Here is a 22,355-nt window from a genome sequence, read left to right as displayed (position 1 = left end):
CGTGGTCGCACCCGCCCGATGTATTACGTGAAAGGCAACGACATGGAACCCAGAGTGTTCCGCCCGATCGAGCTCAAAAGCGGGTACGTATTCTTCGGCCTGTTCACCGTCGGCGGCATCGTCGCCGCGGTGCGCCTCGCCCTTGGCCACTACTCCGGTTTTCTGGACGCACTGGGCGTGGCCTGGCTCGTCATTCTCCCGTTCGCCCTGAACGTGGCGCTGGGCAAGATCATCGTGGACGAGCACGGCATCCGGTCCTGGCGGCCCTTGTGGCGCAAGGTGTACCTCTGGCAGGACATCTCCAAGGTCACCGTGGAGAAGAAGACCGGCAGGGGCAACGGGGCATTCCGGATCAGGATCTACCGCCACGACGGCAGGCCGCGCTGGCTGCCCGCGCCCTACGTGGACATCCGGGCATCGGACAAGTGGCAGCAGGAGTTCACCGACCAGGCCGAGGACATCAAGGCGCGATGGCGCGAGGCGACGGCGCCAGGAGAGGGCTCCGGGGGAGCGGGTGACGCGCGATGACCGGACGCGCTCTCGGCGGTGCGCGCCGCCGCGCGATCCGCCGCCAACCCCTGTGGGCGGGCGTGGTGCTCGGCCTGTGGGGCACCGCGTTCCTGACCCGCTGGCTCATCGGTGACTGGCCCTGGCCGCTGGGCGCGCTCGGTGCCGGGGCGCTGGTGGCGGCCCCGTTCCTGGTGCTCGTGGCGCTGCGGCCGGGGCCGTGAGCCGGCCCGTGCGACCGCGCACCAAACGGCTCAGATGACCACGACCCGGCGCCCGCGCGTGTGACCGGCATGGCTGTCGATGTGCGCGGCGGCGGCCTCGGCGAGCGGGTACGACTTCTCGACCGGGATGTGGAGCCTTCCCCGCGAGATGAGGTCGGCGGCCTCGGCGAGGGCTTGTGGCACGTTCCCGGTCACGCCGGCGAACCGGGCACCGAACTCCGGCGCGCCGAGATCGGCGATGGAGACCACCTTGCGCGGGTCCCCGGTCAGTTCGATGAGTTCGCGGATCACGCCCGAGCCGGCCAGATCGAGAGCCGCGTCGACGGGGCCGAGTAGGCGCACGCGCTCGACCCAGCCCTCGCCGTACGTCGTGGCGAGGGCGCCAAGGCCGCGCAGATAGTCCTGGTTCGCGGCCCCGGCCGTGCCGATCACGGTGATGCCACGGTCGCGGGCGATCTGCAGCACCGCCGATCCGACGCCGCCTGACGCACCGCTGACCAGCAGCGTCTGCCCGGGCTGCACACCCACTTCGCGGATGATGCGCAGCGCGGTCTCCACCACGGAGGGGTACCCGGCCGCCTCCTCGAAGCTCAGGCCCTCGGGCATACGGGACCAGGCCGACACCACGGCGAACTCGGCATAGGTGCTCGATCCTCGCCCGAACACGTGGTCGCCGACCTCGACATCTTCGACGCCGTAGCCGACCTCGTCCACCACCCCGGCGGCGTCCTGCCCGACGCCGGCGGGCAGCTCGATCGGACGGACCTGCTGGAACTGGCCTTCGCGGATCCTCCAGTCGACGGGGTTCACACCCGCCGCCCGCACGGCGATGCGTATCCGGCCGGGGCCCGCGTGGGGCTCCTCGGCGTCGGTGAGTTGCAGAACGTCCGGACCGCCGAACTCGGCGAAGCTCACTCTCTTCATGCCGCCGAACGTAACACTAACGGTTAGTGTTTCGGAACAGTTTCGGCTTTGTATTTGGTAGTGTCAGGCCATGACCGTGCCGACCGGACGTCGTGAGCGCAAGAAGGCCGCGACCCGCCAGAAGATCGCTGACACCGCCCTGCGGCTCTTCCTGGAACGGGGGTACGACGCGGTGGGCATCCGTGACGTGGCCGCCGAGGCCGACGTGGCCGTCACGACACTCTTCTCCCACTTCGCCTCGAAAGAGGCCCTCGTGTTCGAGCGGGACGACGACTTCGAGCAACGCCTCACGCGGGCGGCCACCGGCCGGGCGCCGCACGAGCCGCTCATCCCCGCGCTGCGCCGCGAGATCCAGGCCCTGGTGCGGCATTGCACGGCGGACAGTGCCGCCCCGGTCTGGCGCATGATCGACGCGTCGCCCGCCCTGCGGGAGTACGAGGAGTCGATGAGGCTGCGCCACGCGGAGTCGCTGGCGACCGCCATCGCCGCCGATCTCGACCTGTCCGAGACCACGACGGCCTGCCGGGCGATCGCGAGGTTCGTGATCGACGCCTACTCGCTGGCCCGTGAGGCGGCCGATCCGCAGGCCGCGGTGGACGAGATCTTCCAGATGATCGAGGCGGCCTGGGAGGCCACCGGCCCTTCTCGACGTGCGTGAAGAACTGCTCCGCCACGTCGGATTCCGCGCATTGGGACGAGAGCCCACACTGAATCCGAGACGTCCCAGAGGTTTGCCGACCGAGGCCGGGCTCCGGGAGGCCTATGCGGCGGACTGGTCAGGCGTGGAGTCCTCGGGCGGGGCAGAACCAGCCCGAGATGTTCCCGAAGAGCGCGCAGGCCCACCAGAGCACGATGGCCGGGCCGGCGCAGTACGACGGCCACAGCAGCCACGCCACCCCGTAGCCGGAGCCCGCGGTGACGAGCAGGGGGACACCCGCGTACCAGCCGAGGTGGGCGCGGCGCAGCAGTCGTACCGCGCCCCAGCCGGTGAACCACGCGGCGAGCGCGAACACCGTCAGCACCACCAGGGCCACGAGCGAATCCATGGCCATGACATTACCCTCCGCTTGGTTGGCTTCTTGCGGCGTCGCAGCCAACGCTGCCTCCGGTCCGACCGGGTGACTCAAGGCCGGTGTCGGCGCGGGTGTGGCGGTCCTCGGGGAGCAGGCGGATACGTTGAGCGGGATCCGGCCGCGCACAGCGGTGCCGACGAGGCCGGATCTCCGGCCCCCGCGGTCCACGCGCAGCAGGGAGTGCCAGCACCGGCATGGACGTTCTCTTCATCACGAGCGTGGCGGCGGTCGTCGCCGACCCGCCGCTGAGCCGCAAGCTGTTCATCGAGGCTCTTGGCCTCCCCCTGGAGGGGGAGGGCGACGGCTACTACTCCAGCGGGAGCGTCCCCGGCAGCAAGCACTTCGGTCTGTGGCCCCTCTCGCAGGCGGCCGAGGCATGCTTCGGCACGGCCCGGTGGCCCGCCGACCGAGTGGTCCCGCAGGCATCGATCGAGTTCGAGGTGGCGAACGCGGAAGCCGTCATGGCCGCCGGTGCCGAGCTTGAGCGCGCGGGTTTCGAGCTGGTGCACCAGGCCCGCACCGAGCCGTGGGGCCAGACGGTGGCGAGACTTCTCACGGGGGACGGCTTGATCGTCGGGATCTCCTACGCCCCCTCCTTGCACGAGTAGCGGGCCCTCCGGCCGAGCGCAGAGCGAAGCCCGAGCGTCCCCACCAGGCCGCCCGCAAGCGGACCCGCGAGATACGCCCACAACGCGACGGTGTTGCCGGACACGATCTCCGGGCCGAGTTGGCGTGCGGGGTTGGCCGAACCGCCGCTCACCGGGCCGAGCAGCGCGATGATCAGGCCGACCGTCACCCCGATCGCGTACGGCAGGGACCGGGCGAGGGCCGGACGGACCAGGTAGAAACCGATCACCAGGGTCAGCGCCGCGAAGCTCGCCGCCTCCAGGGCGAATACCGTCGCCGTGTGCCTGCCGGGGGAGGGCTGGGCCAGACCGTCGCTGAGCGCCCGCGACCCGAGCACCGATCCCCACGTCAGACGGGCAAGCCCGGTTCCGGCCACCGCACCGAGCAACTGGGCCAGGACGTATGGGAGTACGGAACGGCCCGGGAACACCCTCAGCAGCCAGAGCACCAGGGTCACCGTCGGGTTCAGATGCGCGCCGGACCGGCGGCCGAGCGGGCTCACGATCAGGGCCGCGAGGAGGACGGCCACCAGCGCCCCGATGACGGCGAGAGCGAGGTGCAGGTTCGCGACGAAGACGGGCGACCCCGGATCGAGCAGCCAGCGCACCGCCGTCACCACGACGAACATCTGGGCGACCATCAACAAGAACTCCACGGCGGCGTGCCGCCACGGCGCACACCCCGGCGCGACCATCGCAGCACGCCGCCCCCGTAACGCGGCCGTCCGGCCACCCTCCACCGTCAAAGCGTCCTCATGGGACACCGACATCCCCCTCCGCCACAGAACGCGGCCGCGTCTCCGGCTGCCCTGCCACCAGCCATTCCCACCCCAACGGCAGCCATTCCCCGCGCATGCCGACGAAAGCCCCTAGGTGTGGGTCACACACTGCCCGGCGGATCAGTGCTCAGTGAAAGAGTTCGCCGGCGCGGCGGGCGATCTCGTCCGGAGCGAGGTCTTCCAGGTGTGCGAGGAAGACCCAGACGTGGCCGTAGGGGTCGCGCAGTATGGTCGTGCGGTCGCCGTGGAACTGGTCGGTGGGGGGTTGCAGCAGTTCCGCGCCGGCCGCGACGGCCTGCTGTGCGAGCGCGTCGACGTCGTCGACGTAGACGTGCAGTCCCACGGTTGTGCCGCCGAGGCGGGTCGGTGCGCCGAAGACGGGTCCCTCGGCGTCGCCCAGCATGATGGTGGATCCGTGAATGCTGACCTCGGCGTGCACGACACGTCCGCCCGGCCCGTCGATACGGAACAACTCCTTGGCGCCGAACGCGGTGGCGTAGAAGTCGATCGCGGCGCCTGCGCCGTCGAGCATGATGTGGGCGATCACGGTCTTGCGGTAGTTGTCGGGAACGGTGTGCGCGGTCATGGGGTGCCTCCATGGTCGGTTGCTGCTGATGACCATGAAGGTAGAAGCTGAAGCGGACTTGAGGTCAACTGCCGTGCGGCGCACGGCGCGGAGGTGGGCGGCCGTCCGCCCCCCGCTCCCCGTCGACGCCCGTTCCCAGTCAGTGCACCAGGCTCTTCTCGTGTTCCGGCGCGGCCGCGGGGGTGGGTGCGCCTCCCGCGACCATGTCCGGTTTCCCGTCCGGCACCAGCCACCGCGGAAGTCGCGGCTCCACCAGGGGCCGGGCCAGAGCCCGTACGGGTGGGGTCGACAGCAGCACCACCGCGGCGACCACGGCGACGGTGAGCACCACCTGCCCGGCAAGGTTCCACTCCCGAAGCACCTGGAACACCCCCGCTTGCTCGGCGATCCGAATCAGGATCCCGTGCAGCAAGTACGGGTAGAGGGTGACCGCGCCCAGCGCCGTGAGCCACATCCGGCGACCGGGCACCAGCGCGAGGAACGACGCCACAAGAAGCGCGCTCACCGCGAAGAGCGCCAGCCGAAGCAGCAGATACCGTGCGGGCGACACATGGAGCGCGCCGTATCCGACGTCCATGGAGAGCCAGTCGTCACTGGGCTCCGGCGACAGCCAGTAGGCGAGCGCGAGGGCACCCGCGAAGACGGGCACCGCGCACCGGCGGGCCGTTCTCGTACGCAGCCGGGCGAAGTGCTCGGGGCGCAGTCGCAGACCGAGCACGAACCACGGCAGGAACATCAACACCCTCGGCAGCGCCAGGTCCCTGCCGATCACCGTGGTTCCGGCGGCGAGCGAGACAACTGTGGCGAGGACGACCGGGTGGCGGACGGCGTTCCAGATGGGCGTGGTGATCCGCCAGACGAACAGGGCGATCAGGAACCAGCACAGATATGTGGGCGAGGTGGGAGTGATCGAGAAGTCGGTGCCGTGGACCCAGTGGTTGACCGCGGTGTAGATGACCTCGAAGATCAGATAGGGCAGCAGCACTCCGGAGAGCAGCCGACGGATCTGGTCGGGTCTGCCGGTGAAGCGCCGGGAGAAGTAGCCGGACAGCAGAATGAACGCCGGCATGTGGAAGCCGTACACGAGGTTGTGCGCGGCTCGTAGCGCATGGGTGTTGCCGCTGAGGATCTGCTCCCAGCTGTGACCGAGCGCGACCAGTGCGATCAGCAGGAACTTGGCGTTGTCGAAGTAGGGCCTGCGATCGGTGGCGGGCGGGGTGTGGGGACCGGGACGAGGGGCGGGGCTGGTCATTCGCTCCAATGTAGGGGCGCATGCGGGGCCCGTGGTGCCCACTTCGCAGTGTGCACGGGACGTTCCCCGGGGCTTCACCCGCAGTCGCCTTCGAGGTCGGCATGGATGCCCTTGAACCCGGGTGTCCTCCGGAGCCTCCCCGTGGCGCCAGGACGGAGCCCGCCGGGCTGCCCAGTGGGCAGCGGTCTGCGGCTCACGGCCCGGAACTCCACGCCGCCCATCGGCGCGGGAGTCTGCGGCGGGCCGTGAGCTGCTGGGGGCTGTGGATCGCCGGTCAGGTGGCGGACCCGGCGGCGGCGCCCGTCTTGAGGTCGGGCCCCCAGCGCTTGAGGGACTCTTCGAGGTCGAGCGCGCCGGGGCGGGTCTCTTCGGTTGCGGTCGGCCAGTCCTCGCGCGGGACGCGCCACATGATCTCGAATTCGTTGCCGTCGGGGTCCTTGGCGTAGACGGACTTCGACACGTGGTGGTTCGTGGACCCGACCATGGCGCCGCGCTTGTTGATCTTGTCGGCGATCTCGGCCAGTTCGCCGAGCGTCCCCACCTCCCAGGCCAGGTGGTAGAGGCCAACGCGGCCCTGCTCGGGTCCGGGGGCGTCCGGTCCGACGGAGAACAGGCCGAGGTCGTGGTCGTTGAGCGTGCCCTCGGCGCTGAGGAACGCGGCGCGGCCCGGGATGTCGACGTCGAGCCGGAAGCCGAAGACGTCGGTGTAGAACTCGACGGCTCGGGCGACGTCGCGTACGTAGAGCACTGCGTGGTTGAGGCGGCGTACAGGCATGAGGGGCCTCTCTGAGGGACGGCGAGCATGGGGTGGCAGTCTCGCTTGCGACAATAAAACAATGTGAGACTTCAAGTAAATACTTCGAATGCGTGAGCGTGGCGATACGTACGGTGACTTTGGCTCAAATGATGCCTGCCGAGGCGCATACCGCTCAGTGCGAGCCCGCCGCCCGCAATCCCGCGCGTCGCGTACCGCCCGCGTCCTCCGCAACTGCGGGACGTCCCAATCCGCAGGTCAGGAGTCTGGGAGCGGGACGAGACGCTGAGACACCGGATCGAGGTTGCAAGCGCCGAGCGCAACCCGGCACGGTGGAGCCGCACTTCAGGGGCCGTCTGCGCCGTGTCAGGCCAGGGGTGCCATCCAGCCAGTGCATCCACTTCACCCACGGGGGACACCCATGCGCAAGATGATCAAAATAGCCGTAGCGGGCGCTGCTGCGGTGGCATCCGTCCTCGGCGTGAGCGGAACCGCTTCGGCCGACACCACGGGCGCCTTGTCCCGTGGCCAGACCCTCAACGTCGGGGACTCGGTCATCGGCGCCACCGGCACCAGCACGTGGTTCCAGCTGATCATGCAGTCGGACGGCAACCTCGTCGAGTACCGCTGGGACGGCGACCCGACCCAGGGATCCCAGAGCCGTTCGGTGTGCTGGGCATCGAACTCGTACGGGTCCGGCGCCAACCATGCGACGTACCAGGGTGACGGCAACTTCGTGGTCTACACCCCGGGCGGTTACGCGGTGTGGGCGTCGAACTCCGTGGGCGGAGGGGGTTCGACCGTCGACATCAACTCGCGCGGCGACCTGTACGTCGGCTACAAGCTGATCTCCAGCGGGTGCTGACCAACCCGCCGAGCTGACTGACGAGTTGGTGCCGTCCCGTGAACCGCGAGGCGGCACCGGCCCGGTCAACCCGATGGAGATCGGCCCAACTCCACCATGCTCGATCAACTTCCCCTGATAAGGATCCAAACATGTTCAAGAAGTACGCCTCCCGCGCGGCAGCAGTGGCCGGCGCCACGATCTTCGCCGTAGGGGCCATGGCCGGCAGTGCCAGCGCCTCCACCGGCGCGTCCTACGTCGGCTATGGCCACGTGACCAGTGGCACGCCGGTTTGGTGTGTGCAGCACCTCGTGAACGACTACCGGCGCGCGGCCGGTGAGACTCCCATCTCCGAGGACAACTCCTGGGGCCCGCAGACCGACGCAGCGGTCAGGGAGTTCCAGAGCGTGGTGAACGGCAATTTGCAGGTGGACGGAGTTGTGGGACCCCAGACGGGGAACAAGCTGCTCAACTACGACTGGACCGATCAGTACGCCAACAAGGGCTACTGCTACGGGTACGTGCCCACGACCTGGTGACGAGTGGCGCCTCGGCGCCGCGACCGGCCCGCCTCTGACCTTCAGGTGGACCGAGGGTGCAACCTGATGGTGGCTGCGGAACCGCGGACTGTGCGGTTCCGCAGCCACCATCATGTGAGCAGTGCTGCTGGGTGCGAGTTCAGGAGCGGCGGCGGGAGAAGATGCGCTTCACGGCGCGGACGAGCAGCCAGATGAGCAGCACGATGATGAGGATGATGACGATCAGCACGATCAGCAGTGCTATGCCGAGCTTCTTGAAGAACCCGGTCTTCTTCTTGGGCTTGTCCGGGCGCGCCTGGGCGGTCACGGTCCCCTGCGCGTAGGACGTGTGGGTGATCCCGGCGGCTGCTTGGGCCGTGCCGGTGTCCAGTGTCCGGATGCTCGCGGTGCCCGCCGTCGCTGTCGACCGGCCCATACCCTCCAGGCGGACGTCCGCCTGCGCGGATGCGGGCATCACCACCCAAGCCAGGCCCAGGAGCAGACCGAGCAGCATGGTCGCACCGCGCGCCCGCCCGGGCTGTCCGGGCCTGCGGCCGCGTCCTGCTCCCTGTCGGTCGCCGTACTCCTGGCAACCGCCGTGGTCCTGCCTGGTGTTCACCTGTATCTCCTCGCTGTATGCGCCTGCGCGAAGTTCTTTTATTGCGCAAGAACGCAACCATTATGCATGCGGCCGTGCGAGGCGATTCTCCGAAGGGGGGCAGGCAGGACGCGTGCGGACGGGCCTACCCGTACGAGAGGTTGGAGCAGGGGTCGTCGTCGCCGGACCGGGCTCCGCCTGCCACGTCGGAGGGCACCGTGGTCGGTGCGGGCGAGGCGGCGGGCGTACCGGTGGCGGGGGTCGCGGCATACGTCGTGCCGAGGATCACGCTGATGCCGGTGGCGGTCGGGGACTGTTCCACGTCCGCGCCGGGGAAGAGGCGGGCGACGGTGTCGGCCTGGTCCTTGTTGCCGGACGCGTACTTGATCGCGGTGTCCTGGTGGCTCTGGCTGACGGCCGTCGCGGTGCTGGTGACGGTGAAGCCGTGCTCGGTGAGGGTGTCGGCGGCGCGCGAGGCCAGGCCCGTCACCGTGGTCCCGTTGTAGACGGCGACCGAGATGCCCTTGCCGGAGAGCTGGCCGGTGGCGCCCGGTGAAGGAGAAGCGGAGGCCGCGGCCTGCTCGTCGTGGTGGCCGCTGGCGTCCTGTCCGTCCAGGGTGCGGTCGGCCTTCAGCGCGGCCCACAAGGCCTCGGCGTCCGGATGGACGATGGCGACTCTCTCGCCCTGGTAGCGCCAGGGAACGGTGACGAACTTGGTGTTGTGCAGGTCGACGCTCTTCAGTGACATCGCAAACGAGAGCATCTTCCGTGCGGAGCCGAGTCCGGGGTCCACGGTCAGCGACTTCGTCGCCGCGTCGGCGAGCGGCAGCAGCCGGGTGGGGTTCAGGCCGTCGCTCTTCACCTTCTTCAGCAGAGCCGCGACGAACGCCTGCTGGCGCTTTATGCGCCCTATGTCGGAGCCGTCGCCGATGCCGTGCCGGATCCGCACGTAGTCCAGGGCCTTCTGGCCGGCCACCGTCTGCGGACCCTTGGCGAATATCTGATCTCCCCGGGTGGCCCGGTTGGGGTTGAGATCCTTCTGGTAGACGTCCTGGGGCAGGCAGACCGGGACACCGCCGACGGCCTGGGTCATCTTCGCGAAGCCCTTGAAGTCGACGACGACCGTGTGGTCGACGCGCAGCCCGGTCAGCTTCTCCACCGTGTTCTGCGTGCACGCCGGATTGCCCTTGGCGGTCTCCCCGACCGAGTAGGCCGAGTTGAACATGGTGTTGTGCTGTTCCTTGGTCCAGCTTCCGTCGGGCAGCCTGCACGGCGGGATGTCGACCAGGGTGTCGCGGGGGATCGAGACCGCGATCGCGTGCTTCTGGTCGGCGTAGGTATGCAGCACGAACGCGGTGTCGGAGCGGCCGATGTCGTCCTTGTCGCCGCCGCCCAGGTCGCTGTTGCCGTCCGTGCGCGCGTCCGTCCCGATGACCAGTACGTTCGACCCGCTCGTGGCGGCGGGAGGCCGGTTGTCGGAGATGCCGTCCGCGCTGAAGGTGTCGATGTTCCCGTCGAGTTTGACGTAGATCCAGCCCGCCCCCGCGGCGAGCAGGACCAGCACCGAGAGCGCTATCGCGAGCCCGATCTTCACCTTGCTGCGTTTCTTGGGCCTGCCTGCCATGTGTGCGCCCCCTCGTCTACGTGACTTCACCTATGAGGAGAGACGGTCAGCCACGCCCAATAGTTGTACAGTTGCGCAATATAGCAAGTGTTTTTGAGGGTGCTGCCCTGGTGAGGCGGCAAGGCAGACCCGCTTTCGGCGAGAGAAGCGGCGGACCTGACGTGCCTACGTCGCGTCGGGATCGAAGGCGGGGTGTGCGGGCGGCGCCGCTTGCCCGTCCTTCGTGAGTCGAACGGGGGCCGGTGCCGTCCCGGCCTGATCGGGGCCGGCCGAGGAGCCGCGCCCCGCAGCGCCATCGGCAGCCCCCCGCACGGCGTCGGCGACCTCCGCGAGTTCCGGGCGCGGATCGAGGGCGCTGCGGATCTCGTCCAGGCCCAGCATGTCGCCCTCGCCGTTCAGGACGTGCTTGCGTACGAACGTCTTGGGGTGCAGGTCCTCGAAGTCGAAGTCCTTGAACTCCGGGCCCAGTTCGGAGCGGATTTCCTGCTTCGCGTTGTCGGAGAACTCCCGGATCTTGCGCAGGAATCCCGTGACGTTCTGGATGACCTCCGGCAGCTTGTCCGGGCCGAAGAGGAGGACCGCGAGGACCGCGATCGTGACGAGCTCCATCGGACCCACATCAGTGAACACCCTGCTACTCCTCGGCCCGCACTGTCCCTGGCGCCCGGCGTGGGGCCGGGCGGCCATTCCCCTCGTAACACTTTAGAGGTTGCGCAACTGATGGAACCATAGGGGGCGCCCGGCGTTGTCAGAGGGTCGCGGACTTCGACGCCTCGGCGTATACGTGACCGGCGGCGTCGCGGGTCTTCACCACGAGCTTGATCTTGTCGCCCTTGTGGAGGGCCGTCCCCGCCTTCGGGGCCAGCTTCACCTCGGCGACATGGTTGCGGTAGTCGCAGACCACCTTGTCACTGGCGACGACGCCGGTGGCGACGGCCTTCTTGTTGACGGTCCTGGTCGCCACGCCTTCGATGCGCAGGGAGTAGCCCGTGTCGCAGGAGTAGGTGACCTTGACCTTGATCACCGGCTTGGGCTTGGCGGTGAAGGTGGCCTTGCTGACGCTGATGGCGTTCGCCTTGGCGAACGCAGGGGACGCGATGGCCACCGCGCCCGCGGTGAGGGCGACGGCGGCGAGCGCGCCGGCGCCGATGCGGGTGCGGATACGGGACGGCTTCATGGTTTCCCCCAGCGGTGTCGGTGCGTGGTCTGCGGTCCTGCTCTACCTGACGCATGGGAGGCATCCGTCAGGGGCAGAGACTTATGGATCATCACAGGTGGCCGGGAGACCGTCCAGGGGATGACTGGCCATTCGTACGCCGCGTCACCTGCCGGGGCGGGTCAGCAGCAGCTCGGTGTTGTGGTCGGCGGAGGAGCCGATCCGGGTGGCCGGGGTGGCGTACGGGTCGTTGTACGACAGCTCGCGGTAGAGCGCCGCGAGTCCCTGGTCGGAGGTGTCGGCGAAGTCCGTCGCGTACGGCGCCGCGGACTCGATGAGGGTGGTGAAGAGCGACAGGGTGCCGTCGCCGTTGTCCGCGATCTCGATGATCCGGGCATGCTGCGGATAGTCGATGTGGGACGCGGTGTTGATCTCCCAGAAGGCGCGCTCGGGCACGGTGTGGCCGTGCGGGGTGATCTTGTTCTCGTGGGTGTGCCCGTTGACCCACGCCACCACGTTCGGATAGCGCTGCAGCAGTGACACCAGGGCGTTGCCGTCGTGCCGCCCCTCGAAGGGGTGGTACGGGTCGGGCAGCAGGTTGCCCATGGTGGTGCTGGTGTGGTGGCTGAACAGGACGATGAGCGAATCGCTGGAGCCACCGCGCACCACGTGCCCGTCGGTGTCGTACCAGTGGCCGCTGTGCGACTTGAGAACCGACTCCAGCCACTTGAGCTGCGCGGTGCCGAGTGAACCGTCCGCGAATCCGGCCCGGTTGGTGGTGTCCAGGCTGATGCCGAGGACACCGCTCGCCAGCGGGAAGGTGTAGTAGAGGTGCCCGCTGCTCGCCGCGTCCGAGGTGAAGCCGTGGCCGACCGGGCCGGCACCGGTGCAGGCGGGGTTGAGGTGCGCCTTCGCGAACTCGGCGGGGGTGAAGGGGCGTCGGCGTTCGTCGGGGGTGACCTTGCGGATCGCGCCACCGTTGCCGAGCAACTGCCCGAGCAGCAGTACCGCCTGGGCCGGGTCGTGCTTCAGCGCGTAGGCGAGCTTCGCCGCGGTGGCGTCGTCGCAGCCCTCGATCTTGCGGTCGCCCGTGTAGAGGTCGCCCAGGAGGCCGAGGTCGGGCAGGCTGCCCTCGATGCTGTCGTCGTGGTTGCCCACGGTCGTGTACCACGGAACGTTCAGGCCGGGGGCGTCGAAGGCGCGGCCCGCGCCCGCCAGGAAGCCGGGGATCTGCGGGAGCCCCTTGGTCTTGTAGGAGTCCTGGAAGGAGGACTCCGGGTTCCAGTAGGACGCGCTGCCGGAGTTCTGTACGCCCTCGTAGCGCGAGGGGTCGCCGCTGCTCGGCGTGATCCGGCCGCCGCTCATGACGGACAGGTACCAGTCGAGCTCGATGAGCTCGTGGTTGTCGGTGTTGTCGCCGGTGGCCATCACCATGCCGAACGGCATCCCGGTGTACGGGCCTTGGCGCACCGCGTTGACCCGCTCGACCAGGGCCGAGGCGCCGCGCACCGTCAGAGCCTCCTGCGGGCGGTGCGCGCTGTCGTTGTACTGGGCCAGGTACTCGAACCGTACCGGCGACTCGGTGTCCGCCAGGTGCAGGTCGGTGAACTGCACGAACGAGGCGAGCCCGGTGCGGCGGTCGTCGCGGCCCGCACCTGCCCCGGCCAGCTCCCCGCGCACCACGAGCGGCCAGCCCGGGCCCGCCACGAGGCGCTTGTACGGGCCGCTGCCGACGGGCATCGCGGCCTGCTCCAATGTCGTTCCGCCGATGCGCACGGCCCGCGCGGCGGTGGCCGCGAGGGCCCGGTCCTGCGCCGTCACCGACCACAGGGCGGCGCCTGCGGCCGCGGCGGACATCCTGGACACGAACTGACGGCGGCTCATCCCGCGCATGGCTGTCCCCCTGGTGACACTGGTCGTTGACGCGCGGACGACGTCGACGCGCGGCGCACACACTACTGATGGGTAGTTGTATGTACAGGGGGTCGGACGAAAACTTGGGGGAAACAAGAGATCTCAAGTGTGTCGCTGACACGTGAGTGGGTATTTCTGTGAGGTTCGGCGGTTGCATGGGGCTTGAAGGCGGGTTGTCCGGTTTTTTTGAGGGCTTCACCGGCGCCCAGCTCGCACTGACCCCGGATCAGTCTGCCGGTATCGGCTGCGGCGGGCCGCCGTGACAACCGGAGGCTCACCGACGAGCCACATCTCTCGATCTGCCGGTTCCCGTTGCCCTTGTCCATTTCGCAGCCAGGCCCACGTCGGTGGGGGGATGCCGTCGCCTCAACTACCGTACGGAATGCCGTAGTTCGGGCACGTTCCGCACCTGGCGGTTTGCGTGACGGCATGGTTGGTTAGGGTGGCAAGCGGAGACCCAGCCGCGCGCAACCCGTACGTCTGACGATCCCGGCCATGTCGGCGGGTGGCATGGAGTCGGCCCCGACGGGAGGGGGAGGTGCATCGCATCTACCGGATGGTCTGCGACAGACTGCGGTCGGCGCGCGCGGTGCTGCCCCCGGCGCTGCGCGCGGTGCTCGGGCTGATCGCGGTGCTCGCCGCGCTGGTGGTCGTCGTGCTCGGGGTCCTGTACGCCGGGCACAGTGAGCCCGGCAGGGTGGACAGGTGGATCTTCGCGCCGACGGCGGACAGTGTGCGGCCGCCGTGGCGGCGTGTGGCTCTGGTCTTGGACTTTCTGGGGGAGCCCGCCGGATCTGCGCTGGTGGTGGGGGCCGTCGTCACGGGCTGTCTGCTGCTTCGGCGTCCTCGCGCGGCGGTGTTCGTCGTTGCCGGGGTCGGCGTCACCGTGGGGACTGCGACGCTGCTCAAGTCCCTGGTGGGACGCACCATCCACGGCGCCGGCAACCTGTCCTATCCGAGCGGCCACACCGCCTTCTTCACCTCGCTCGCCCTCGTGGTGGCGCTGCCCGCGACCGGTCGGCTCGGCGTCGGCAGGGTGGCCCGCACGTTACTCGTGCTCGCCGCGGCGCTGGTTGCCGGCGCCGCCATGGGCTGGGCGGAGGTCGCCCTGGGCGCGCACTACCCGACCGACGTCCTCGGCGGCTGGTGCACCGCGCTTGCGGTGGTGCCGGTGACCGCGTGGCTGGTCGACCGGACGGCCGACCGGCTGGTCGATCGGACGTCCGATCAGACCGCTGATCGGACGGTCGACCGGACGGCCGACGCCGGTCGGCGGGAGCGCCGCTGACGTCACGTCATGTCACGCCAAGGGGCGGAACACCGGCTTCACCGGTCGCCCGCCCAGCCAGGGAGTGGGGTCGGCGGCGTCCAGTGCCTTGCGGTACACCGCACATGCCTGGGCCACCACATCGACGGTGTGATCGATGTCGGCGTCGTCGAGCGCGCTGCTCACCACGAACGACGGGGCCAGTACTCCGCCCGCGAGGAGTCGGCGCAGGAACAGGGTGCGGTACTGCTGCGACGGCTGCCGGTTCTCGTCGAGGGTGGCGAAGACCAGGTTGCTGGCCCGGCCCCGGACGACGATGTGGTCGCCGACGCCCATGCCGGCCGCGACGTCGCGGACACCGGCAGCCAACCGCTCGCCGAGGGCGTGCAGCCGTGCGGTGATGCCCTCCTCCACATACGTGGTCTGCACGGCCATCGCGGCTGCCAGGCAGTGCGTTTCCGCGCCGTGCGTGGTGGACAGCAGGAAGACCCGTTCGCCGGAGTGACGCAGGCCGCCCCGCTCCATCAGATCTCGGCGTCCGGCCAGTGCGGAGACGGCGAATCCGTTGCCCAGCGCCTTGCCGAAGGTGGAGAGGTCGGGGACGACGCCGTACAGGCCCTGGGCGCCCGCCTCGGACCAGCGGAGGCCGGTGATCATCTCATCGAAGATCAGTACGCAGCCGTGCCGGTCGGCCAGTTCGCGCAAGCCGGCGAGGTAGCCGGGCGGAGGCTCGGTGTGGGTGGCGGGTTCGAGGATCAGACAGGCTATCTCGTCCTGGTACCGGGTGAGCAGTTCCTCCGTCGCGGCCAGGTCCCCGTACGGGAACACCACGGTGAGTTCGGTGGTCGCGGCCGGAATGCCGGCGGGCATCGGTGTGGTGCCGATGAACCAGTCGTCGACGGAGAAGAACGGATGGTCGGCGCAGATGGCCACCCGCGCGCGCCCGGTGACGGCACGGGCGAGGCGCACCGCCGCGGTGGTGACGTCGGAGCCGTTCTTCGCGAACTTCACCATGTCGGCGGTCGGCACGGTGGCCAGGAAGCGTTCCGCGGCCTCGACCTCCATGATGGACGGCCGGACGAAGTTGCTGCCGCGGTCCAGTTCCCGCCGCACCGCCTCGATCACGCGTGGGTGGGCGTGGCCGAGGCTGACCGACCGCAGGCCGGAGCCGTACTCGATGTAGCGGTTGCCGTCGACGTCCCACACGTGGGCACCGCGGCCGTGGCTGATGACCGGAGCCAGGTCCTCGGGGTACTGGTCGTCGCCCTTGGCGTAGGTGTGCGCGCCCCCGGGGATCATGGCGTGCAGCCGCTCGTTGGCCTGCCGCGACCGGGGCAGGCGGAGCTCTTCGGTGTTTTCGGTGGCCACGCCGACCTCAACTCTCTATGTGCTGAAGGACCTTGGCGAGGCTCGGTGCCTCCCGGTCCCGCTGGGACATCGATGTGACCGGCAGCGGCCAGTCAATGGCGAGCTCCGGGTCGTCGAAGGCGATCGTCACGTCCTCGGCAGGATCGTGCGGGCGGTCGATCCGGTACGAGATGTCAGCGGTTTCGGTCAGTGCCTGGAAGCCGTGCGCGCACCCCGCCGGGATGTAGAGGGTCGTCTGCGTCTCGCCGGACAGCTCGAAGAAGGCCCGGCCCAGGTAGGTCGGCGAGTCCGTCCGCAGGTCCACGACGACGTCGAAGATCTTCCCGTACGAGCACCGCACCAGCTTGGCCTCACCCGCGCCGGAGCGCAGGTGCAGGCCGCGCAGCACGCCCCGGACCGAGCGGGACAGGCTGTCCTGGACGAAGGCGTCCGGGTCGAGGCCCACCGAGCGGACCACGTCGGCGTCGAAGGTGCGGCAGAAGAAGCCGCGTTCGTCGGCGTACGGGGTCGGCTCGAACAGGTATGCCCCGGCGATCGCCTGGACTTCGGTCGCTTTCATGGTGTCTCCCGCATGGCGTGGGCATGGGCGTGGTTGGCCGCCGGGAACAGGGCCGTGGTCAATTCCGTGAATTGGTGGGCGAGTTGCCGTGTCGCGGTCTCGTTCCGCTCGGCGAGGGTCCGGCGCAGCTCCGCCGACCGTTTCTCCAGGTCCCGGAAGTGTTCGAGCAGCCGTTCGGCGTCGACCTCGCGGGCCGGGTGGCAGTACGCGGCAAGGCCCATCCGGTCCATGAGCGCGTCGCTCTTCGCCGCGTAGCTGAGTGCGAGCGTCGGCGTGCCGACCTTCAGTGCGCAGATCAGGTTGTGGTACCGGGTCGCCACCACGGTGTCGGCGGCGGCCATCTCCGTCATCAGGTCGGCAAGCGAGGCCGCCTCGGCGGCGGTGACCAGCGGCGAGTCCACCGCGTCGAGGATCGCGGCGACCACCGGCGCATCGCACTCGTCGCCGGTGAGCAGTCGGACCGGTCTGCCGTCCTCGACGAGCGCGCGGACGAACCGGGTCGTCCCGTCGAGGTAGCGCCGGTGGATCTCGTCGGCCCGGGCGCGGTCGTCGTTGCCGCCGTGGAAGGCCATGACACCGACGCAGACCTGGCCCGGCGAGGCAGAGGGTGTGCTCGGCCGGGGCGTCGGCAGGGCGAAGGCGAGGTCCGGGTAGACCTGGTCGCGCGCGGTGCGCACGCCCATCGCCCGCATCGCGTCGCGGGACAGGGCGTCCCGGTAGGAGCGGTAGGTGGCCAGCCGCGCCGACCAGCGCACCAGGGCCCGGGTCGGCCGGTCACTGATCGCGTCCGCGCCGACGCCGACCAGCGCGACCCGGGTGCCGAACAGCCGGCCACTCGCACAGAGCAGGAACAGGGCGTACGGGAAGCCCCACGGCCGCAGCGGCAGTGTGGCCTCCAGGACGCCCATGCCCGGCACGATCACCACGTCGTGCCGGCGCACCCAGGCGGCGGTGCGGACGGCGTCGACGAGTTTGCCCAGACCCTTGGCCGCGATCGCGCCCGCGCGGGACGCGGTCCGGTACTCGCCGCGGTACCAGTGCAGCCGCGTCGCGGGGATCCGGTAGCGGGCCGAGACGACCTCGGGTCCGCCGCACAGCGCGTCCACGACCGCCTCCGGGTGCTCGGTGCGCAGGTACCCGAGCACGGCCTCCAGCGACCCGTCGTTGCCGAGGTTGCCGGAGCCGAGCAGGCCGAACACCCCGACGCGTGCCAGAGTTTCGTGCGTGGACGTCACGCCTGCCTCCTCTCGCGACCTTCGCGACCTTCACGCCCGGCGACGACGGCGTCGACGGAGACGGTGAGCCGGGCCGGGTCGACGGGGGCGCGGTCCTCGACCCGCTCGCCGGCGCCCGGCCGGACCCGGCTGGCCATCCACGCGGCGAGGTGGCGGTAGCACGCGCGCCGGTCGGCAGCGGACAACGGTGCCCGCCGGATCGCCGCGACGAAGCCCCAGACGTACTCGGCGAGCAGCCGGGGCGTCGGGTGCAGCGGGCCTGCCCGGCGCGGGTCGAGGTTGGCGCACCGCGAGCGCTTGGAAGGGTTCGCCCGCTCGGCGCGGGTGGGGTGGTCGCGGCGGAAGTACAGCAGCTCCGGCACCTGGTGGAAGGGGCCGTGCAGAACGATCTCGGCGACGAACGTGCGGTCCGCGTGGTGGTAGCTGTCGTGCGGTTTCACCCGGCGCAGCACGTCGGCCCGCATCACCCCGTAGAAGTCGTCGCCGCCGGGCTCGAACAGGAAACTGCGGAAGCGCTCCGGTGCGCGCGGCGAGTCGGTGGCGATTTTGTACTCGTACGGGACCTTCACCTGGCCGTCGCCGTCGATGACCGCCTGGCCGGAGTGCGCGAGGACCACGTCCGGCCGTTCGTCCAGTGCCTGGACGCAGCGCCGCAGCAGGTCCCGGGCGTACAGGTCGTCGTGCGAGGCCCACTTGAACAGCTCGCCGTGGCACTGGGTGAACACGTAGTTGTGGTTGGGTGCGGCGCCGATGTTGCGGGGCAGCCGGAGGTAGCGGATGCGCGAGTCCTGTGCGGCGTACTTGCGGCAGATCTCCTGGGTCCCGTCGGTCGAGGCGTTGTCGGAGATGACCAGCTCGAAGTCCTCGTAGGTCTGGCCGAGCAGGGCGTCGAGCGACTCGGCCAGGTACTCCTCGCCGTTGTAGACGGGCAGGCCGATGCTCAGCCGGGGATGGGCGGTCATGACGTCCTCACTTCGGGGATGGGATCTTGGTGGCGCTCGCGCAGGGCGGACCGCAGTTGCAGCCACCACACGCCCGAGGCGCAGCCGGTCGCGGTGGCGACGCCCCAGGCCGAGCCGGTCGTGCCGGCCAGGGCCGCTCCGCCGAGGCCGCCGATGACGTAACAGGTGGAGGCGAACAGCTGGCAGCGCAGGCTGCGCCGGGCGGCGGCGAGTGCGCGCAGCCCGGCCGCCGCGCCGGTGCCGAGGCCGGCGCCCGCGACGCCGAGCGTGACCGGCACGATGAGCTTCGCGGCGGAGCTCCAGACGTCGCCGAGCACGAACTCGCCGAGCCGGTCCGGCACAAGGAGCAGCGCCGCGCCCCAGAGCAGCGCGGCGACGGCCTGCGCGCCGCCCAGCAGGAAGCAGAACATGCCGAGGCGGTGCGGGGCCCGCCGCAGCACCCGTGCCGCCTCCGCGACGGTGACCAGCGAGAGACCCATCAGCAGTGCGAGGAACGGGCCGAGCAGCAGCTCGGCGCCCCGGATCACACCCACCGCGCTGACCCCGACGATCGCGCCGAGCCCGTACGCCCGCAGCTGGCTCGCGCCGCTGACGCCGACGTTCTCGGCCAGGTAGCGGTAGCCGAGGTCGTGGTGCGCGCGAAGCCACTCGCGCGCTCCGCTCACCTGGGGCCGGATGCCGGACTGGAAGCAGCCGTACACCGCGGCCACCGCGGCGGACCCGCCCCAGGCGAGCACGAAAGCGGGCACGCCGCCCACGTGGGCCGCCACCACCATGGCCGGGGCGAGCGCGACACCCCACACCACGTCGTTGACGAACGCCTTGCGCCCGGTGCCGGCGGCGAAGAACGCGTATCGCCAGGCGTCCTGCAGCAGCAGCCCGGGCAGCATGACGCCGAGGCAGGCGAACGCGGGCCCCACGCCGCCGCCGAGAGCCGACCCGACCACCAGACACGCCGCGCCGAGGGCGACACCGACGCCGAGCGCGGTACCCGACGACCGGGCCACCGCCCCGCGCCAGGACACCTCCGACACGCCACTGAAGCGCACCACGAGCGGGTCCGTGGCGAGCCCCCGCGAGACGCTGAGCACCACGCCGTAGGTCACCCACGCCAGACTGAACACACCGAACGCGGCCAGCCCCAGCGAGCGTGCCACATAGATGCCCACCGCGAAGTTGCTCACGCTGGAGGCCGCCTGGTCGGCCAGTCCCCAGGACAGCCGGCCGAGGATGGCCCGCCGGGCGGATCCGGCCGGTGCCGTCGTCTCCTCCTCGGTGGTCATCCGCGTCATGCCTTGATCAGTCCGGCGCCGTGCAGGGCTCCGGCCGCGGCGGCGACGGTGTCGAACGGCAGCCCGGACCGCTCGGCCACGTCCAGCAGACTGTGCTCGCCGTCGGAGAGGCTGAGCACCCAGAGCATGGCCATCTCGGTCTGCTTCGCGTCGCTGCGGCCGCCGAGCGAGTCGTACAACCCCCGTCGGCCCAGCTGCGGCTCGCCGTACGGGCTGAGGTTGACGTACCGCCGGTTGCGGTCCAGGACGACGAACGCCTCGCGGCAGACGGCGAGCGTGTCCGCCATCGCCCGCGGGGAGACGAAGTCCGGGTTGTCCGCCGAGGTGTGATACTCGGGATAACCGGCGTACGGGGTCCGGCTGAGCGAGCCCACGCCGAGATCGAACCCGGGCGAGCAGTACTGCCGCTCGTCATAGCCGTACGGAGTGAACTCGGCGACGCGGTGCGGGCGTTCGGACGCGCGCAGCACGTGCCGCATGACCCGGTCGATCTCCGCGTCGCCGCGCCTGCTCTGCTTGTACGTCAGTCGGCCCCGGTCGCCGGCGCAGGCCAGCACAAGGCCGTGCTTGACCCGGTCGATCCGTTCCGCGTTGCGAGCCAGCCAGGTGATCGCCCCGATGGTGCCGGGCGCGAAGATGAACCGGTAGGTGTAGTGCGGCGTTTGCTCCGCGAGCGCACGCGCCAGGAACGTCGCCACCGCGATGCCGGCCAGGTTGTCGTTGGCCAGCGACGGGTGGCAGACGTGGCAGGAGACGATCACCTCGTCGGTGACCTGCCCGGGGACGACGTGCTCGGCGTAGGTGAGGTGGCCGTCGGCGAGTGTGGAGTCGACGCACACCTCGTACTCGCCGTCGGGCAGCGCGTCCAAGGTCTCCTGAGCGAGGCAGAATCCCCATCGCGGCTTGTAGTAGCTGGTGCGGTAGGGCACCCAGGTGGGGTGGTCCGGCAGGGTGTGCAGGTGTGCGCGCAGCTCGGCCAGCGGCAGGGTCGCGGACACCGGCACGCTGTAGCCGAGTACGTGCAGGTTGGACGCGGCGAAGTCGACGACACGGTTGCCCGCGCTGTCGGCGATGTACGCGTCCTTGATGTTCCACTCCTGCGGCACCGTCCAGTCGAGCACCTGCGTCCCGGTCGGCACCTCGTGCACCTGCAACGGGACGTACTCGCCGACGATGTCCAGGGTGGCGCGCACACCGTCGCCGGTGATGCTCCGGCACAGCGGGTACAGCCGCTCCACCAGCGCGTGCATCTCTTCGCCGATCGAGGTCACCGGCGCCACCGCAGGGTGTCGTCGACGGTGCCGGCGTCGGAGGCGGCGCGCAGCACGGCGAGGCGGGTGAAGCGCCGCTCGAAGTCCTCCCGGGTCAGGCCGTGTTCGCGGTAGGCGTCGGCGAGTTCGAGCGCGCCCTTCTTCACCGTCCACTCGCAGTCGAAGCCGGGTATCGCGGCACGGAACCGGGAGAAGTCCACCCGGTACGAGCGCGGATCGGCACCGGTCTCCCCGGTGATCACCACCTTCGAGCCGGATACCGCCTCGGCGACCTGCTCGGCGATCTCGGCGACCGTCACGTTGTTGATCTCGCTGCCGATGTTGAACGCCCGGTCGTGCACCGCCTCGCGCGGCGCGGTCAGCGCGGCCGCGAAGGCCCGTGCGATGTCGGCGGCGTGCACCAGCGGGCGCCAGGGGGTGCCGTCGGAGAGCACCAGCACCTCGCCGGACAGCAGGGCGTGGCCCACCAGGTTGTTCAGGACGATGTCGGCGCGCAGCCGGGGGGAGTAGCCGAAGGCGGTGGCGTTGCGCATGAACACCGGGCTGAAGTCGCCGTCGCACAGCGCGTGCAGGTCGTCCTCCACCCGCACCTTGGACTCCGCGTACGGCGTCACCGGGCGCAGCGGGGCGTCCTCGCTCACCAGCTCGTCGCCGCCGGCGGCGCCGTAGACCGAGCACGTCGACGCGTACAGAAAGCGCCGCACTCCGGCGTCGCGGGCCAGCCGGGCCAGGCGTACGGACGCGTGGTGGTTGATGTCGTAGGTGAGCTCCGGTGCCAGCGATCCCAACGGGTCGTTGGACAGTGCGGCCAGGTGGATCACGGCGTCCACCCCGGCCACGTGCTCGGCCGTGACGTCGCGCAGGTCCACCCGGTGCCCGGCCGGGTCCGCGGGCGGCGGCCCGAGGACGCAGTCGGCGAACAGGCCGGAGTCAAGGCCGACGACTTCGTGTCCGGCGGCCGTGAGGACCGGGGCCATCACGGTGCCCAGGTAGCCCTGGTGTCCGGTCAGCAGTACGCGCAA

Annotated in this window: 25 protein-coding genes; 7 read left to right on the top strand and 18 right to left on the bottom strand. The window is 70.1% G+C overall.

Features of this window, described 5'->3' with window-relative positions; genetic code table 11:
- Positions 1–42 precede the first annotated feature (42 nt).
- Positions 43–528: a hypothetical protein gene (locus tag ACGFRG_RS01610; RefSeq protein ID WP_361416839.1), complete on the top strand. Its 486-nt coding sequence runs from the start codon at positions 43–45 to the stop codon at positions 526–528.
- Positions 525–731: a hypothetical protein gene (locus ACGFRG_RS01605; protein WP_361416836.1), complete on the top strand. Its 207-nt coding sequence runs from the start codon at positions 525–527 to the stop codon at positions 729–731. Before ACGFRG_RS01610 ends, ACGFRG_RS01605 begins: the two co-directional genes overlap by 4 nt.
- A 30-nt stretch (positions 732–761) precedes the next feature.
- Here ACGFRG_RS01605 and ACGFRG_RS01600 read toward each other — a convergent pair whose 3' ends face one another.
- A complete protein-coding gene (locus ACGFRG_RS01600) occupies positions 762–1,655 on the bottom strand; it encodes an NADP-dependent oxidoreductase (RefSeq protein ID WP_361416833.1) in 894 nt (297 codons plus the stop codon).
- Positions 1,656–1,725: 70 nt separating this feature from the next.
- Between ACGFRG_RS01600 and ACGFRG_RS01595 the strand changes: the two genes are divergently transcribed.
- Positions 1,726–2,313, top strand: coding sequence for a helix-turn-helix domain-containing protein (locus tag ACGFRG_RS01595; RefSeq protein WP_361416830.1), 588 nt, complete (start codon positions 1,726–1,728; stop codon positions 2,311–2,313).
- A gap of 118 nt (positions 2,314–2,431) precedes the next feature.
- Here the strand turns inward: ACGFRG_RS01595 and ACGFRG_RS01590 are convergent, their stop codons facing one another.
- The gene (locus ACGFRG_RS01590; protein ID WP_393260240.1) at positions 2,432–2,701 is read right to left on the bottom strand and encodes a hypothetical protein; all 270 of its coding nucleotides are present in this window, start codon (positions 2,699–2,701) and stop codon (positions 2,432–2,434) included.
- Between the two features lie 221 nt (positions 2,702–2,922).
- On the opposite strand from ACGFRG_RS01590, the gene ACGFRG_RS01585 reads away from it, so the two are divergent.
- Positions 2,923–3,336, top strand: coding sequence for a VOC family protein (locus ACGFRG_RS01585; protein ID WP_393260237.1), 414 nt, complete (start codon positions 2,923–2,925; stop codon positions 3,334–3,336).
- Here the strand turns inward: ACGFRG_RS01585 and ACGFRG_RS01580 are convergent.
- The 4 genes from ACGFRG_RS01580 to ACGFRG_RS01565 all read right to left on the bottom strand — a co-directional run bounded on the left by ACGFRG_RS01580 (position 3,312) and on the right by ACGFRG_RS01565 (position 6,746).
- Positions 3,312–4,049 carry an MIP/aquaporin family protein gene (locus tag ACGFRG_RS01580; protein ID WP_393260798.1) on the bottom strand — a complete coding sequence of 246 codons (738 nt, stop codon included), beginning with the start codon at positions 4,047–4,049 and terminating at the stop codon, positions 3,312–3,314. The genes ACGFRG_RS01585 and ACGFRG_RS01580 overlap by 25 nt on opposite strands.
- A gap of 211 nt (positions 4,050–4,260) precedes the next feature.
- Positions 4,261–4,719: a VOC family protein gene (locus tag ACGFRG_RS01575; protein ID WP_361416821.1), complete on the bottom strand. Its 459-nt coding sequence runs from the start codon at positions 4,717–4,719 to the stop codon at positions 4,261–4,263.
- A gap of 139 nt (positions 4,720–4,858) precedes the next feature.
- Positions 4,859–5,971 carry an acyltransferase family protein gene (locus ACGFRG_RS01570; protein WP_393260234.1) on the bottom strand — a complete coding sequence of 371 codons (1,113 nt, stop codon included), beginning with the start codon at positions 5,969–5,971 and terminating at the stop codon, positions 4,859–4,861.
- A 274-nt stretch (positions 5,972–6,245) separates the two neighbouring features.
- Positions 6,246–6,746, bottom strand: a complete 501-nt coding sequence (locus ACGFRG_RS01565) for a VOC family protein (RefSeq protein WP_361416812.1) — start codon at positions 6,744–6,746, stop codon at positions 6,246–6,248.
- A 400-nt stretch (positions 6,747–7,146) separates the two neighbouring features.
- On the opposite strand from ACGFRG_RS01565, the gene ACGFRG_RS01560 reads away from it, so the two are divergent.
- Positions 7,147–7,590 (top strand): hypothetical protein, encoded by a 444-nt coding sequence (locus tag ACGFRG_RS01560; protein ID WP_393260232.1) that lies wholly within the window; start codon positions 7,147–7,149, stop codon positions 7,588–7,590.
- A 131-nt stretch (positions 7,591–7,721) separates the two neighbouring features.
- The gene (locus tag ACGFRG_RS01555) at positions 7,722–8,108 is read left to right on the top strand and encodes a peptidoglycan-binding protein (protein WP_393260229.1); all 387 of its coding nucleotides are present in this window, start codon (positions 7,722–7,724) and stop codon (positions 8,106–8,108) included.
- Between the two features lie 139 nt (positions 8,109–8,247).
- Here the strand turns inward: ACGFRG_RS01555 and ACGFRG_RS01550 are convergent, their stop codons facing one another.
- The 5 genes from ACGFRG_RS01550 to ACGFRG_RS01530 all read right to left on the bottom strand — a co-directional run bounded on the left by ACGFRG_RS01550 (position 8,248) and on the right by ACGFRG_RS01530 (position 13,358).
- Positions 8,248–8,706, bottom strand: a complete 459-nt coding sequence (locus ACGFRG_RS01550; protein ID WP_393260226.1) for a hypothetical protein — start codon at positions 8,704–8,706, stop codon at positions 8,248–8,250.
- A 124-nt stretch (positions 8,707–8,830) separates the two neighbouring features.
- Positions 8,831–10,309 carry an LCP family protein gene (locus ACGFRG_RS01545; protein ID WP_393260223.1) on the bottom strand — a complete coding sequence of 493 codons (1,479 nt, stop codon included), beginning with the start codon at positions 10,307–10,309 and terminating at the stop codon, positions 8,831–8,833.
- A gap of 165 nt (positions 10,310–10,474) precedes the next feature.
- Positions 10,475–10,939, bottom strand: coding sequence for a sec-independent translocase (locus ACGFRG_RS01540; RefSeq protein WP_361416797.1), 465 nt, complete (start codon positions 10,937–10,939; stop codon positions 10,475–10,477).
- A gap of 118 nt (positions 10,940–11,057) precedes the next feature.
- On the bottom strand, positions 11,058–11,486 hold the full coding sequence (locus tag ACGFRG_RS01535) for a hypothetical protein (RefSeq protein WP_361416793.1): 429 nt from the start codon (positions 11,484–11,486) through the stop codon (positions 11,058–11,060).
- Between the two features lie 144 nt (positions 11,487–11,630).
- Positions 11,631–13,358, bottom strand: coding sequence for a TIGR03767 family metallophosphoesterase (locus ACGFRG_RS01530; protein ID WP_393260219.1), 1,728 nt, complete (start codon positions 13,356–13,358; stop codon positions 11,631–11,633).
- A 577-nt stretch (positions 13,359–13,935) separates the two neighbouring features.
- Here ACGFRG_RS01530 and ACGFRG_RS01525 point away from each other — a divergent pair.
- Positions 13,936–14,667, top strand: coding sequence for a phosphatase PAP2 family protein (locus tag ACGFRG_RS01525; protein WP_393260796.1), 732 nt, complete (start codon positions 13,936–13,938; stop codon positions 14,665–14,667).
- Positions 14,668–14,679: 12 nt separating this feature from the next.
- Here the strand turns inward: ACGFRG_RS01525 and ACGFRG_RS01520 are convergent, their stop codons facing one another.
- From ACGFRG_RS01520 to ACGFRG_RS01490, 7 genes are read right to left on the bottom strand one after another with little or no spacing between them, the layout of a single operon-like run.
- Complete coding sequence (locus ACGFRG_RS01520; protein WP_393260217.1) at positions 14,680–16,014, bottom strand: glutamate-1-semialdehyde 2,1-aminomutase; 1,335 nt, start codon at positions 16,012–16,014, stop codon at positions 14,680–14,682.
- Between the two features lie 7 nt (positions 16,015–16,021).
- The gene (rfbC, locus tag ACGFRG_RS01515) at positions 16,022–16,573 is read right to left on the bottom strand and encodes a dTDP-4-dehydrorhamnose 3,5-epimerase (RefSeq protein ID WP_393260215.1); all 552 of its coding nucleotides are present in this window, start codon (positions 16,571–16,573) and stop codon (positions 16,022–16,024) included.
- Entirely contained in the window at positions 16,570–17,808 is a 1,239-nt protein-coding gene (locus ACGFRG_RS01510; RefSeq protein ID WP_393260212.1) for a polysaccharide pyruvyl transferase family protein, read from the bottom strand. Before ACGFRG_RS01510 ends, rfbC begins: the two co-directional genes overlap by 4 nt.
- On the bottom strand, positions 17,805–18,770 hold the full coding sequence (locus ACGFRG_RS01505) for a glycosyltransferase family 2 protein (RefSeq protein ID WP_361416778.1): 966 nt from the start codon (positions 18,768–18,770) through the stop codon (positions 17,805–17,807). The genes ACGFRG_RS01510 and ACGFRG_RS01505 overlap by 4 nt, the downstream gene beginning before the upstream one ends.
- Positions 18,767–20,053 (bottom strand): hypothetical protein, encoded by a 1,287-nt coding sequence (locus tag ACGFRG_RS01500; RefSeq protein ID WP_361418266.1) that lies wholly within the window; start codon positions 20,051–20,053, stop codon positions 18,767–18,769. Before ACGFRG_RS01500 ends, ACGFRG_RS01505 begins: the two co-directional genes overlap by 4 nt.
- A gap of 5 nt (positions 20,054–20,058) precedes the next feature.
- A complete protein-coding gene (locus ACGFRG_RS01495) occupies positions 20,059–21,342 on the bottom strand; it encodes a DUF4910 domain-containing protein (protein ID WP_393260210.1) in 1,284 nt (427 codons plus the stop codon).
- Complete coding sequence (locus ACGFRG_RS01490; protein WP_361416772.1) at positions 21,330–22,355, bottom strand: SDR family oxidoreductase; 1,026 nt, start codon at positions 22,353–22,355, stop codon at positions 21,330–21,332. Before ACGFRG_RS01490 ends, ACGFRG_RS01495 begins: the two co-directional genes overlap by 13 nt.

This window comes from Streptomyces sp. NPDC048696, from assembly GCF_043198895.1.
Taxonomy (GTDB): Bacteria; Actinomycetota; Actinomycetes; order Streptomycetales; family Streptomycetaceae; genus Streptomyces.
The sequence above is the reverse complement of the archived record's forward strand: the minus strand, read 5'-3'. Positions and strand labels throughout refer to the sequence as shown.